The organism is Ancylomarina euxina, from assembly GCF_003863355.1.
GTDB lineage: Bacteria > Bacteroidota > Bacteroidia > Bacteroidales > Marinifilaceae > Ancylomarina > Ancylomarina euxinus.
In genome coordinates this window covers 23663-37952 of the sequence record NZ_QQWG01000021.1, presented here as the reverse complement: position 1 = coordinate 37952, position 14290 = coordinate 23663, and the positions used below count along the sequence as shown (strand labels likewise).

The window sequence follows — 14290 nt, the reverse complement described above, 5'->3', positions numbered from 1 at the left end:
CTATTATTAAAATTTAATTTTCACATTAACTCCTATGTCACGAGTTGTAGGCATTACTCCACTTTGGTAACCTTGTAAATTTCCTGAACTTAAACCTGCTTCAGGGTCAGCATAAGGTAGATTCTTGTGAATAATCCATAGGTTAGACCCAACAACACTTACTTGTGCTGAGCTAATAAATGTGTTCTTTAATAAATTAGAAGGAAGAGTGTAAGAGAAAGCAACCTCTCTTAATTTGATATAAGAAGCATCGTATATATGTAAAGCATTAGGAGCTCTAGCATAACCAGAACCATTGCCATAATAGTCACCTCGTCCATAAACAGTATTCTTAGAACCATCGGCTTGTACACCGTTGAAAAGAACACCACCACCATTAGCTAATGTCTCACGTCTTTCAATACCTCTAGCATTTTTACCAACACTATTTGCATATAGACCTGTAGCATTACCATACCATGTATCAAGAGAGAAAATATCACCACCTTTTTGTATATCAATCAAGAAACTAAGATTAAAATTCTTGTATCTTAATTTATTGCTGATACCACCATTCCAGTCTGGATTCATATTACCAATAACATTATCGGTCGTACTTGACTTCATATAGTAACCTGAAGAAGTGATCGTACGTTGACCATCTGTATAAACAAAATCAGATCCTTGAATTGTACCATAAGATTCACCAATAGTAGCATTAATAGTAATACCCCCCTGGAAAGACCCTAACTGTAGATTCTTAACATCCTCAAATAATGAGATAACTTCGTTTTTATTTTTCGCAAAGTTTACATTTACATCCCACTGAAAATCCTTAGTCTTAACAGGAGTTGCGAATAATGTAAGTTCTACACCTCTGTTCTCTATTTCACCAGCATTAACATACTTTGAAGAGTAACCACTTGCTCTAGATATAGAAACAGGCATAATTTGGTCTTCAGAATTTGTTTTGTACCAAGAGAAATCAAACCCAAAACGCTTGTTAAAAAAGTGCATCTCCAAACCAGCTTCAATACTTTTTGTTCTTTCAGGCTTTAAGTTTGGATTGTTCTTAGTACTATTTATAGAATAGATATGTGTTGAGCCAAAAGGAGATGGTTTAGTTAAAACATCACTAATTCTTGCAAAATCAGCACTACTTCCTACTTCTGCATAGTTAGCGCGAATTTTACCAAATGATAACCAGCTAACATCTACAAATTCAGAGAAAATCATACTAGTTGCAACAGATGGGTAAAAAAACTTACTCTCGTTTGATGGTAATGTTGAAGAGTGATCCTGTCTGGCGGTTACGTCAACAAAAAACGTTTTGTCATAACCAAAAGAGGCCATCCCATAAATACCATCAACTCCAATTTCAGTGGCTCTTTCAGTTGGTGCCAATGGAACACTTTGTGAGTTAGAAATAGCAAATAAACGATCAACAATTAACCCCCCATTTGTTTCAGCATAAATAGATCTGAAAGAAGTACGTCTTTTGTTTACACCTACAACTCCATTTAAATTAATTCTCTCTGTTAAATCTTTGTTAAAAGATAACATGAAATCGTAATTCTTTTCTGTAAAATCAGCTTCGTAACGAGTGTATTTAGATACAGGATTACTTCCATTATTGATTCTCTCTTCTTGTATATAAGAATAAGTATCTACAGAAACCTTTCCTTCAGCAGTTAACCAATCATTAATTTTATAGTTCAAAGCCATATTACCAAAGAAACGATTTCTAGTATCAGTTTCATAATTCTCATAACGAGCCCAATATGGATTATCCCAATATATTGGAGAAGGATCATCATATGATGATGGATTCCAAGTTACATTTCTTTTTGTCTTATGGTAGATATTTTCTAACTCCTTAACATCTACGTTAGTTTGCCACCATTGTCTGAATGAAGAAACCATGTTATCGCTATAACCTGTTTCGTTACGACCTTTAGCATCAGTTAAAACATAGTTTGCACCTGCTGAAACGGTTAACTTATCTGTAAGTTTGCTCGAAGCATTTAATGCGAATGTATTTCTTTCCAAATCACTATTAGGCATTAAACCATTTTGTTGAAAGTTGGTATAAGAAAAACGATAGTTCCCTGTATCAGTACTTCCAGACATAGAAACGTTATTCGAATAAGAAACCGGTGTTTCAAAAAACTCAATTGGACCATTCTTAGCGGCAACCCAAGGACGTTTTTTTAAATAATGTTCAGATGCAGGATCTAAAGAATTCCAATGAAATACGTTCAAGTTTGGATCAAATTTACCACCAAAAGAAGCATCTTCAGTAAGAGGAACAATTAAATCAACAGTTCCGTCACCGTCAACATCGGCTTCATCAAAATCCCCTGTACTTCCGTAATAAGGACCATAACCTGATCCATACTGTTTTTGGTATTCTGGGAAGGTAGACTTATCGATAGAACCTATAGTAATACCTGAATTCACTGTAATCTCTACTTTATTCCCTTTAGAACCTTTTTTAGTTGTAATAATAATGGCACCATTTGCAGCTCTAGAACCATAAAGAGCAGTAGCGGCAGCACCTTTTAGTACGTTAATTGACTCAACGTCATCAGCGTTGATATCCGAAGCGAAATTACCATAGTCGTATCCACCTCTTGCTGTTTGCTGACTAGATCCATTTAAGTTAGCGTTACTCATTGGAACACCATCAACAACAAATAGAGCTTGGTTATCACCAGTTAAAGATGTATTACCACGAATAAGGATGTTTGTAGATCCACCCATATTTGTATTTCTTTTAATTTGTACACCAGCTACTTTTCCAGACAGTGCATTCACAACGTTATCCGTCTTAACAGCTGTAACTTCTTCACTAGTTACTGCCTGAGAAGCATAACCCAGTGATTTTTTCTCTCTAGTAATACCTAATGCAGTAACAACAACTTCATCCATACCTATAGATTCAGTTTCAAGAACCATGTTAATCACAGTTTGTTCCCCAACTTTAATCTCCTTGGTTACCATACCGACGAAACTAAAGATCAAAACATCTGAAGCCTTAGCTTCTAAGGAATATTTCCCGTCAATATCAGTACTCGCACCTATAGTCGTACCTTTAAGAACAACAGATACACCAGGCATTCCGAGCCCGTCGTCAGCACTGGTTACCGTACCGGTAATTTGCTTGCTTTGCGCAGTCACTATTTGGGTCCCTACTATAAGTAGAAAGACAAATAGTCCAATTAATTTTTTCATAAAAATTCTTTTTAGTTAGTAATTAAGTAAAGATGCAAATGGTTTAATGGTAATAATCGATGCTAAATTTAGCATATATATTGATTTTAACAAATATTAACATGCATTTAACTGATGTTAACACACATAATTTTTGTCAGCATTTCCTATAAAACTAAAGATCTTTTTTATGTTTCCTATTACATACACAAGCATTCTATTATTATTTTATATTTTAATAATCAAGCTAATAGAGATAGTCAGCTCCATACATCTACATATCTCATTTAACTTATAAGACTTCCTTTGGCCCTACTATTTATAATTCATCTAAATACACTATTTAAAACAAGACTAAAACTTCAAATCGTTTTACAAAATTCATCCACTACATAACAATCTCATCTTATAAAATCAATATGCTCTTTATACCACCGATTTAAAGCTAAAACCATATAAAAGCAATCGGAAAAAAGAATTCCCAGAACACTTTAGACATAAAAAAAGGGATGATTCAATTAAGAATCATCCCTTCATATTTTTTTTTTGATTTAAACTTTTATGAGTAAATCTCTTTTTTCGATGCGATTAAAGTGTTTTGGAGTAATGACACAATCGTCATTGGACCAACGCCACCAGGAACTGGTGTGATGAATGAACATTTAGGAGACACTTCATCAAAATTAACATCTCCTATCAATTTCCAACCCGATTTAGTCTTATCGGATTTGATTCTGTGGATTCCTACGTCAATTACGACTGCACCAGGCTTAACCATATCTCCTGATAAGAATTCTGGCATACCAAGAGCAACAATAATGATATCTGCTTCACGGGTAATCTCAGGAATATTCTTAGTACGACTGTGGCATAGTGTTACTGTACAATCACCATGAGAAGCTTTACGCGACATTAATACACTCATTGGTGTACCAACAATATTACTACGACCGATAACAACACAGTTCTTACCTGAAGTTTCAATCTTATATCGTTTCAACAACTCAACAATCCCTGCTGGAGTAGCTGGCAAGTAGGTTGGTAAACTTGCGACCATCTTACCTACGTTCATCGGATGGAATCCATCGACATCTTTCTCTGGGCGAATGGTTTCGATCACTTTAGATTCTGAAATATGCTTAGGCAATGGCAACTGAACAATTAAACCATCGATTGAATCATCCTGATTCACTTTCTCAATTTCAGCTAATAGTTCAGCTTCTGTGATATCATCTTCAAATCTGAATTCAGAAGAATCAAAACCTACCTGATGACAAGCTTTAACTTTTGCAGCAACATAGGTTTCGCTGGCGCCATCATGTCCGACAATAATAGCCGCAAGATGTGGCTTTTTACCACCATTTTTAATAATCCCTTCAACTTCAGCAGCAATTTCCTGCTTCACCTCAGCCGAAATCTTTTTTCCATCGATTAATTCCATGACTATGTTTTGTATCTGTGATAAGTAATTTGCAGCTTGAATCTATAGCTACAAGACATTCTTTTTTAAGAAAAATGCCTGACTATAGAGTCAAGCATTTTCATATTTTATCTATCGCTTTTTCATTGGAAGATTTCCCATCATTCGAGACATCTTTCCGCCTTTCGACATCATTTTCATCAACTTTCGCGTTTCATCAAACTGCTTAATTAGTCGATTCACATCTTGAATATTAGAACCACTACCATCAGCAATACGCTTACGACGAGATCCATTCAATAAAGTTGGGTTCTCACGCTCTAGTGGTGTCATTGAATAAATAATCGCTTCAATCCCCTTAAAGGCATCATCATCGATATCTATATTCTTAAGTGCTTTTCCAACACCAGGAATCATCGAAGCTAAATCCTTAAGATTACCCATTTTCTTAATCTGAGAAATCTGAGAAAGGAAATCGTTAAAATTAAACTGGTTCTTAGCAATCTTCTTTTGTAGGTTACGAGCTTCGTCAGCATCGAACTGCTCTTGAGCACGCTCTACAAGAGAAACGATATCACCCATACCCAAAATACGGTCAGCCATACGAGATGGATGGAAAACATCTAAAGCTTCCATTTTCTCACCTGTACCTACAAACTTAATCGGTTTGTCTACAACTGAACGAATAGATAAAGCAGCACCACCACGGGTATCACCATCAAGTTTTGTTAAAACAACACCGTCAAAGTCTAATCTATCATTAAACTCCTTAGCTGTATTTACAGCATCCTGACCAGTCATTGAGTCAACTACGAATAAAATTTCAGAAGGTTTAATTGCCTTTTTAACAGCTTCAATTTCCTTCATCATCTCTTCGTCAACAGCTAAACGACCAGCCGTATCGACAATTACTAAATCATAACCTTTTGCTTTTGCTTCTTTAATTGCAGCTTCAGCAATTTTAACTGGGTTTTTATTATCCTTATCAGAATAAACAGGTACTCCAATTTGCTCGCCCAATACGTGCAACTGATCTATCGCAGCTGGACGATAAACGTCTCCAGCAACTAAGAGAGGATTTTTTGAACGCTTTGTTTTAAGTAGGTGAGCTAACTTTCCTGAGAAAGTTGTCTTTCCTGAACCTTGAAGACCAGCAATTAAAATAACCGCAGGATTTCCTTTGATATCGATATCAACGTTCTCTCCCCCCATCAATTCAGCCAATTCATCGTGAACAATTTTCACCATTAATTGATTTGGCTTCAATGAAGTCAATACATTTTGTCCTAATGCTTTTTCTTTTACTGTTGCAGTAAACGACTTGGCGATTTTAAAATTGACATCGGCATCAAGTAAAGCACGACGAACATCCTTTAAAGTTTCAGCTACATTTATTTCGGTGATCTTTCCATGTCCTTTCAACAACTGAAAGGACCGCTCAAGTCTTTCATTAAGATTTTCAAACATTGTATTTCCGGATTATTTTTAGTTTCCTGCAAAAATAAAAAAATCTCTGTATTTGCTCTTATATCAAAGCATCTTTTAATAAGATCCATTTAAGCCATTATTCAGAGTTCCTATTTTCGATTCATTTGAATAATTATATTCTATAGAGTCTTGGCTCATCAGAACCAAGACTCATTTTTATAATTTATAATATCGGCAACCAATAAAAGTCGCTCCTTATCATCGTATTACATTCTCTCTGGCAAACTTACACCTAATAAGCTCATACCCGATTTAATGATTCCTGCTACTTGCTTAGACAAGATAAAGCGGAAATTTCTCAAATCTTCGTTTTCCTCTTTGTTCATAGGGAAATCGTGATAAAACTGATTATACTCCTTAGACAAATCGTAAACATAGTTCGAAATTAAGGCTGGACTAGTGTCACGACCTGCATCTTTTATTACGTTTGGATAATTTGCTAATATCTGGATTAAGAATGATTCTTTTTCAGAAATATTTAAATCAGCTATAGCCAATTCTGGTATTTCCATACCACTTTCAGTTGCCTTACGCAATACTGACTGAATACGTGTGTATGTATATTGAATAAATGGGCCTGTATTACCGTTAAAATCAATCGAATCCTTTGGATTAAACATCATATTCTTCTTAGGATCAACCTTAAGAATAAAATATTTCAATGCTCCCATTGCAACCTTGTTATATACATCTTCGGCTTCTTCTTTCGAATAACCAGCTAGCTTACCTAATTCTTCTGAAGTTTCGCGAGCTGTATTCACCATCTCTTTCATCAAATCGTCAGCATCAACAACAGTCCCCTCACGAGATTTCATTTTACCTTCAGGTAACTCAACCATTCCATATGACAGGTGGTGAATCTTATCGTGCCATTCGTATCCCAGTTTGCCCATAATTAAAGAAAGCACCTGAAAATGATAGTTTTGCTCATTACCCACAACATAAATATGCTCATCGATATGAAATTCATTGAAACGCTCATAAGCCGTTCCAATATCTTGAGTCATATATACCGAGGTTCCATCATCGCGAAGCAATAACTTATGATCTAAGCCATCCGATTCAAGATCAGCCCAAACCGATCCCGTTTCTTTCTGATACAAAACACCTTCATCCAGGCCTCGCATCACAATTGCTTTCCCTTTCTTATATGTATCCGATTCGAAGTAAACTTTATCGAAATCTACCCCCATGGTTTTATAAGTGATTTCGAATCCAGCTAACACCCAATCATTCATTTTACGCCAAAGAGCAACCGTTTCTTCGTCACCAGCTTCCCACTTCACAAGCATTTCCTGAGCTTCAAGCAAAAGAGGTGCTTTTTTCTTAGCCTCATCAGCATCCATGCCGCCAGCTATTAAAGCCTCTATCTCTTTTTTATATTCCTGGTCGAATCTCACATAGTATTTTCCAACTAAGTGATCACCCTTAATGCCTGTCGATTCTGGAGTTTCACCTTCACCAAAACGCAACCAAGCCAGCATCGACTTACAAATATGAATTCCTCTATCGTTCACAAGATTTACCTTGATCACTTCAAGACCATTCGCTTTTAAGATTTGAGCTACAGAATAACCTAATAAGTTATTTCTGATATGTCCTAAATGAAGCGGCTTATTTGTATTAGGAGATGAGTACTCAATCATCACTTTTTTAGCTCCTTCAGTCAAAGGTATAAAACCGTAATTGTCAGTTATCACAGCCTCATTCAAAACTGAAAGCCAATATGAATTGTCGATAACCAAATTCAAGAAACCCTTTACGATATTAAATGAAGGAATGGCATCGATATTTTCTTGTAGAAAATTTCCAAGGTCATTAGCAGTTTCTTCAGGTGATTTCTTAGAGAAGCGTAAAAATGGGAATACAACAACAGTTAAATCTCCCTCAAATTCGCGTCTGGTCTTTTGAATCTGAACACTATCCTCTTCAACTTTTTGACCATAGCATGCACTTATGGCCTCTACTACTTTACCTTTAATAATACTTTCAATACTCATTTGGAAATTCTTTGTTCGGGAAATAAAATTGATAGTCTCAACTAGTTCATTTTAGTTCCGCATGAAATTAAAATAATTCAAAATTAGTCACTCCAATCTTTCAATCAGCAGATCAATACCAATATTCGAATTCGCAAAGATAACATGAATTCCAAAAAAACATATTTTCAAAGTCTAGAAATCTTGTAAAAATCACTTATTTCGACTATATTAATTTAAAATATTCGTTCTATTTACTTACATCATCAAGGAACAAGGCTTTCTAAGAAATGTTTCTGATATAAAAAACCTAACCTATGAACATAAATTTAAACGGACGCTGGCGAAATCAGTATAATTCTGAAATGAATTTAAGTATTGATGGTCAGAACATCACAGGAACTTTCCAAACTGGAATAGGACTTCCAAATTTTGAAGAAAAATTTGAAATTATTGGACGTCTTAAAGACAACGTCATTGCTTTCATGGTTGATTTTGGTCAATATGGTTCAATCGCTTGTTGGACAGGGCGTGTTGAAGTTGATGACTTAGGTGTTGTTATCCACTCCATGTATCACTTATCACAATCAGATGGTAGCGAAGAGGAAAAAATGGCTAAAGCTATTATAACAGGAGTGGGAACCTTTAGAAAACCATAGACCTCTGCGTAAAACACAACTCCTTTTCACTAGTAAAACGAGGCTTTTCAGAACATTCAGTCTAACATACAATATCAAATCATACTGGTTTTAAGGCAGTTATAATTCATTCAATTCACATGCTTTTAACCTTCTTTAACTTAGTTTTTTGTTTCAAAAAAGATTAAAGCTGTATGTTTGTAGTAGTTAAAAACAAAATTGATTTCTAAGATCAATTCTAAACTCTGAATCACATGAGTTTAGTCGTTTTCATAGGTTAGATTTAGGTTAGTAAGAAAACTCAGGTGGGGACCTGAGTTTTTTCTTTTATAGGAACTTCTCACCAACCTAATTCCAACCGACATCCACTGTCTATTCTATCACAATTCCATAAAAACAGAAGCTTAACGTTCTTTAACTTGTGTTGACTCCCATTAACTAAAGAAAGCACTACATTTGTAATGTTGAAACAAACTAACAATCCAAAGTTAGTTCTAAGCTCAACTCCAAAAGAGCTTAGTCAATTTTTTCATAGGTTAGATTTAGGTTAGTAAGAAAACTCAGGTGGGGACCTGAGTTTTTTCTTTTTATAAGAATCTCAGATTAACTCTACTCCATACATCATTTATTGAATCTGGTTTTAAATATCTGGACCATCATTTCAAAAACCGCCATAAAAAGAAAGCTTAACGTTCTTTAACTTGTGTTGACTCCCCTTAACTAAAGAAAGCTCTACATTTGTAGTGTTGAAACAAACTAACAATCCAAAGTTAGTTCTAAGCTCAACTCCAAAAGAGCTTGGTCAATTTTTTCATAGGTTAGATTTAGGTTAGTAAGAAAACTCAGGTGGGGACCTGAGTTTTTTCTTTTTTATAAGAATCTCAAGTTAGCCGCAATATCATTAATTCCACAAGTCCTTTTCTATCCTGTTACATCACTGTTACATTAGGCTGTAATAAATATTAGAAAACTGAACAATATCTCAGTTGCTAAGTTGAAATGCCAACACATCTACATGGTGTTTAATTTTAAACAATTCATTCAATATTCGACCAATTGTTTAATTTTATTCGATTTTGTTTTTTTATATCAATATTTTCATCATATTTGCACCTATAAAATTTGAAAAAATGAACTTGCCATTGACCACATTAAATAAACAGATAAAACACAATAAACACTATTGAGTTAGTATCTATGTGGAATCATGTTAAGCTTTAAAATATTAAAAAGCCTGCAGAAGTTCTGCAGGCTTTTTTTGTGAAAATATATGAGCGAATTAAAGTTTCATCCTGATGACAAGCTTAGAATTCAATTTTTCTAACTATTACAAAACAAAAACCATGAAAATCCTAAAATTTGGCGGCACCTCCGTTGGTACTCCTGAACGTATTCAAAACCTAGCCCAAATTGTTCAGAGCGAAGAGCCTTGTATTGTCGTACTGTCCGCTATGGCAGGCACGACCAATGCACTGGTTGAAATTACCGAATTACTATATAAAGGCGATAACGAAAACTCACTTATTAAAATTGAAGTCCTCGAGCAAAGCTATATTTCCAGGGTTAATGAGCTCTTTACAAGTGATGAGTATTTGAATAAAGGACTTGAATTAATCAGTTCACATTTTATCTACATCCGCAACTTTGTTCACAAGACTTTTACACAGCTTCAAGAAAAAGCAGTACTGGCTCAAGGCGAATTAATTTCGACAGCCATGTTTCACTATCACCTATCAGAAAATAATATTGATTCAGTGCTACTTCCAGCCCTTAATTTTATGAGGATTGATAAGGATGGCGAACCCGATAGTTATTACATCCAGGAAAACCTTAAAAGAGAAATTTGTCGAACCCCACAAGACAAGCTATTTATAACGCAAGGTTATATTTGTAGGAATGCGTACGGCGAGGTTGACAACCTACACCGAGGAGGTAGCGACTATTCTGCGTCGCTTATAGGGGCTGCTATTTCTGCTGATGAAGTTCAAATTTGGACCGATATTGATGGTTTTCACAATAACGACCCTCGTTTTGTAGAACAGACACAGGCTATCAGTGAGCTCTCTTTCGACGAAGCAGCCGAACTAGCCTATTTTGGAGCAAAAATTATGCACCCAGCCAGTGTATTACCCTGCAAACTGAATAATATTCCAGTACGCCTTAAAAACACCTTAAGTCCTTGTGATGTAGGGACTCTTATATCGAATAAATTAGAGCGCAAGCGTATTAAAGCCGTTGCAGCTAAAGATGGAATTACAGCCGTAAAAATCAAATCGGGGCGTATGCTTCTAGCCTATGGCTTTCTTAGGAAAATATTTGAGGTTTTTGAGATTTACAAGACGCCTATCGACATGATTACCACTTCCGAGGTAGCTGTATCTCTAACAATTGACGATACCAGTAGACTTGAAGAAATTGAAAATGAACTGAAAAAATTTGGGACTGTTGAAATCGACAAGAATCAATCTATTATATGTATTGTTGGTGATTTCATTTCTGAAGCAGCAGGTTCAGCAAAATTGGTTCTTGAAGCCCTAGACAAAATACCACTCAGAATGATTTCATATGGAGGTAGTAGTCACAATATTTCAGTATTAGTTGATCAAGAAAATAAGGTAGAAGCCTTAAAATCACTAAACAAACTATTTAGCTAGAAAATGCATTTGTTTACTTATTGAATCAACTTCTAAACATAGAAAACTCATGATAAATTCAACGACATACAATTACTTAAATTCACAGGAGACGCCATTCTACTATTACGACTTGGAGCTACTTAATTCCACATTAAAAAGCATTAAAGAAGAGGCTGCACAATATAATTATCACGTCCATTATGCCATAAAAGCCAATGCAAATCCAAGAATATTATCATTAATACAAACTTTTGGTTTGGGAGCTGACTGTGTCAGTGGCAACGAGATAAAAAGAGCATTGGAAAATGACTTCCCTGCAAATAAAATTGTCTACGCTGGTGTGGGCAAATCTGATAAAGAAATTGAAATTGCTCTTGATGCCCATATTTTTTGTTTCAACTGCGAGTCTATCCCCGAAATTGAGGTGATAGATGAAATAGCCAAGTCAAAAAACAAGATTGCGAACATTGCCTTGCGCATTAACCCTAATGTTAATGCCAATACACATCATTACATCACAACGGGAATAGCTGAAAATAAATTCGGGATAAATCCTTGGGAATTCGAAGAGATACTCCAATTATTAGAAAACTCCGAGAATATAAACCTGATTGGATTACATTTTCATATTGGTTCTCAAATTGTAGACTTGAGTGTTTTTAAAAGTCTTTGCTTACGTATCAATGAAATTCAAGATTGGTTTCTTGACCATCAAATTATTGTCGACCATATTAATGTTGGCGGTGGCTTTGGCATTAACTATCACAAGCCTGATGAAGAACCTATACCTGACTTTAAAAACTACTTTGCACTTTTCAATGAATTTCTGAGCCTAAAAGCTAACCAGGAGCTTCATTTTGAATTAGGAAGATCAATAGTTGGACAGTGCGGGAGCTTAATTTCACGCGTGCTATATGTCAAAAATGGGATCAATACCAATTTTACAATACTAGATGCAGGGATGACTGAATTATTACGTCCAGCTCTTTATCAGGCATACCATAAAATTGAGAATTTAAGTTCAAAAGATCTGCCAGAAAACTACGATGTCGTCGGTCCTATTTGTGAATCATCAGATTGTTTTGGTAAAGCGGTTTCCTTACCAAAAACGAAGAGAAATGATCTGATTGCAATTCGCTCAACAGGAGCATATGGAGAAGTAATGGCATCAAATTATAACCTTAGATTGATTGCAAAATCATTTTTTTCATATGATATTAAAAAATAGTAAATGCTGATTATCTGACTATTACAATCTTATTTAGATCCAAACATTTAACTATTAACCAAAAACAATTTGGATTTTAATTTTAAAATTCGATACATTTGTCAAAATCTAATAAGAAAAAACCATGAACGCTTCAGTTTGCAAATTTTGGTGGTGGCACAATACTAATCTCTCATATACCCTGAGCAGAAACGTCCGCCCTATATGCAATTTTTAAGCCTTTAATAAAGATAAAAACAGCATTAAGCGACCTACTGATTTCTCAGTAGGTCGCTTTTTTTTAACCCATTTTTCCTAGTCATGATCAAATTCAAACATTATAAAAAAGAAATGCTTGCCGATGTTATAACACCAGTAAGTATGTATCTGAAACTCCGAGATCGATTCCCTCAAAGCATACTTCTGGAGAGCTCAGATTATCACAGTCCTGAAAATGCAAGCTCTTTCATTGCGCTAGAGCCAATCGCTAACATCTGTTTAAAAGACAATCTGCTTATTGAAAGCATTGGAGCTCACAGAAAAGAAACCCATATCAAAGATCAACCAGTTGGCTTCCTCGCAAATCAACTAGAATCCTTTGTCAAACAATTTGATCTTGAAGACAAAAATGAGATTAATAAGGCCAATGCTTTATTTGGTTATACGTCCTTTGATGCAGTACCCGGATTCGAAAGCTTGAATTTTATTGAAAAAACGGGTCAGAAAATCCCACAACTCTCCTATTCTCTCTATCGATTTATTATCGAGGTTAATCATTTTAATAATACACTTAAAATCGTTGAGCTAAGTCAGAATGGTGAAGAATCAAGAATCAAAGAGATTGAAGACTTACTTCTTAATCACAATATTCCAAGTTTTTCTTTCTCATTGAAAGACGAAGAAGAGAAAACTAATATGAGCGATCAGGAGTATCTTGATATTGTTGAAAAAGGTATCCAACATTGCCGACGTGGCGATGTTTTTCAGATTGTTCTTTCACGATCTTTTTCACAAGGCTATCAAGGTGATGATTTCAACCTCTACAGAGCTCTTCGATCTGTCAACCCATCACCCTATTTATTCTATTTCGATTGTGGTTCATTTAGAATTATGGGTTCATCGCCCGAAGCACAAATTGAAGTGAAAAATAATAAGGCTTACATTCATCCAATTGCTGGAACTTTCCGTCGATCGGGTGACGCCTTACAGGATATTGAATTGGCAAAACAGTTAGAGGCGGATGAAAAGGAACAAAGCGAACATGTGATGCTTGTAGATTTAGCTAGAAATGACCTGAGTCGTAATGCGACGAATATAAAAATCGAAACTTTCCGCGAAGTCCAATTCTATTCTCATGTCATTCATTTAGTATCGAAGGTTTCAGGGGAACTATCAAAGGATTACAACACGTTTGATTTAATCGGGAATACTTTTCCTGCTGGGACTTTATCTGGAGCACCCAAATATAAAGCGATGGAACTCATCGATAGATATGAACCCACAAGTCGTGGATTTTATGGAGGCTGTATTGGTTCGATTGGATTTAATGGTGAGGTAAATCAGGCTATCATGATTCGAACTTTCCTAAGTAAGAATAACACCTTGTACTACCAAGCAGGTGCTGGTGTAGTCGAAAAATCAGTTCCTGAAAGTGAACTAAATGAAGTTGATAATAAGCTAGCCGCACTGAGAAAAGCAATGAAAATAGCAGAAAACATAGGTAAGTAAAA

Annotated in this window: 8 protein-coding genes; 4 read left to right on the top strand and 4 right to left on the bottom strand. The window is 35.3% G+C overall.

The genetic code is table 11. The features are described 5' to 3' along the window. Positions 1-6: 6 nt before the first annotated feature. From DWB61_RS15465 to argS, 4 genes are all read right to left on the bottom strand, one after another. A complete protein-coding gene (locus DWB61_RS15465) occupies positions 7-3213 on the bottom strand; it encodes a SusC/RagA family TonB-linked outer membrane protein (protein WP_125031823.1) in 3207 nt (1068 codons plus the stop codon). A 538-nt stretch (positions 3214-3751) separates the two neighbouring features. Next, a complete protein-coding gene (gene folD / locus DWB61_RS15460; RefSeq protein WP_125031822.1) occupies positions 3752-4633 on the bottom strand; it encodes a bifunctional methylenetetrahydrofolate dehydrogenase/methenyltetrahydrofolate cyclohydrolase FolD in 882 nt (293 codons plus the stop codon). A gap of 111 nt (positions 4634-4744) precedes the next feature. Then, positions 4745-6079 (bottom strand): signal recognition particle protein, encoded by a 1335-nt coding sequence (ffh, locus tag DWB61_RS15455; RefSeq protein WP_125031821.1) that lies wholly within the window; start codon positions 6077-6079, stop codon positions 4745-4747. A 227-nt stretch (positions 6080-6306) separates the two neighbouring features. Beyond that, a complete protein-coding gene (gene argS, locus DWB61_RS15450) occupies positions 6307-8100 on the bottom strand; it encodes an arginine--tRNA ligase (protein WP_125031820.1) in 1794 nt (597 codons plus the stop codon). A gap of 296 nt (positions 8101-8396) precedes the next feature. Here argS and DWB61_RS15445 point away from each other — a divergent pair, with 296 nt between their 5' ends. The 4 genes from DWB61_RS15445 to DWB61_RS15430 all read left to right on the top strand — a co-directional run bounded on the left by DWB61_RS15445 (position 8397) and on the right by DWB61_RS15430 (position 14288). Further along, positions 8397-8738 carry an avidin/streptavidin family protein gene (locus DWB61_RS15445; protein ID WP_125031819.1) on the top strand — a complete coding sequence of 114 codons (342 nt, stop codon included), beginning with the start codon at positions 8397-8399 and terminating at the stop codon, positions 8736-8738. A 1322-nt stretch (positions 8739-10060) separates the two neighbouring features. Next, positions 10061-11371 (top strand): aspartate kinase, encoded by a 1311-nt coding sequence (locus DWB61_RS15440; RefSeq protein ID WP_125031818.1) that lies wholly within the window; start codon positions 10061-10063, stop codon positions 11369-11371. A gap of 7 nt (positions 11372-11378) precedes the next feature. Continuing rightward, on the top strand, positions 11379-12581 hold the full coding sequence (gene lysA / locus DWB61_RS15435) for a diaminopimelate decarboxylase (protein WP_317124883.1): 1203 nt from the start codon (positions 11379-11381) through the stop codon (positions 12579-12581). Between the two features lie 300 nt (positions 12582-12881). Next, entirely contained in the window at positions 12882-14288 is a 1407-nt protein-coding gene (locus DWB61_RS15430; RefSeq protein ID WP_125031816.1) for an anthranilate synthase component I family protein, read from the top strand. Positions 14289-14290: the final 2 nt, after the last annotated feature.

Bases quoted from the DNA above. Each gene is read 5' to 3' on its own strand.
- DWB61_RS15465 (WP_125031823.1), bottom strand. From the start codon at position 3,213: ATGAAAAAATTAATTGGACTATTTGTCTTTCTACTTATAGTAGGGACC.
- folD (WP_125031822.1), bottom strand. From the start codon at position 4,633: ATGGAATTAATCGATGGAAAAAAGATTTCGGCTGAGGTGAAGCAGGAA.
- ffh (WP_125031821.1), bottom strand. From the start codon at position 6,079: ATGTTTGAAAATCTTAATGAAAGACTTGAGCGGTCCTTTCAGTTGTTG.
- argS (WP_125031820.1), bottom strand. From the start codon at position 8,100: ATGAGTATTGAAAGTATTATTAAAGGTAAAGTAGTAGAGGCCATAAGT.
- DWB61_RS15445 (WP_125031819.1), top strand. From the start codon at position 8,397: ATGAACATAAATTTAAACGGACGCTGGCGAAATCAGTATAATTCTGAA.
- DWB61_RS15440 (WP_125031818.1), top strand. From the start codon at position 10,061: ATGAAAATCCTAAAATTTGGCGGCACCTCCGTTGGTACTCCTGAACGT.
- DWB61_RS15430 (WP_125031816.1), top strand. From the start codon at position 12,882: ATGATCAAATTCAAACATTATAAAAAAGAAATGCTTGCCGATGTTATA.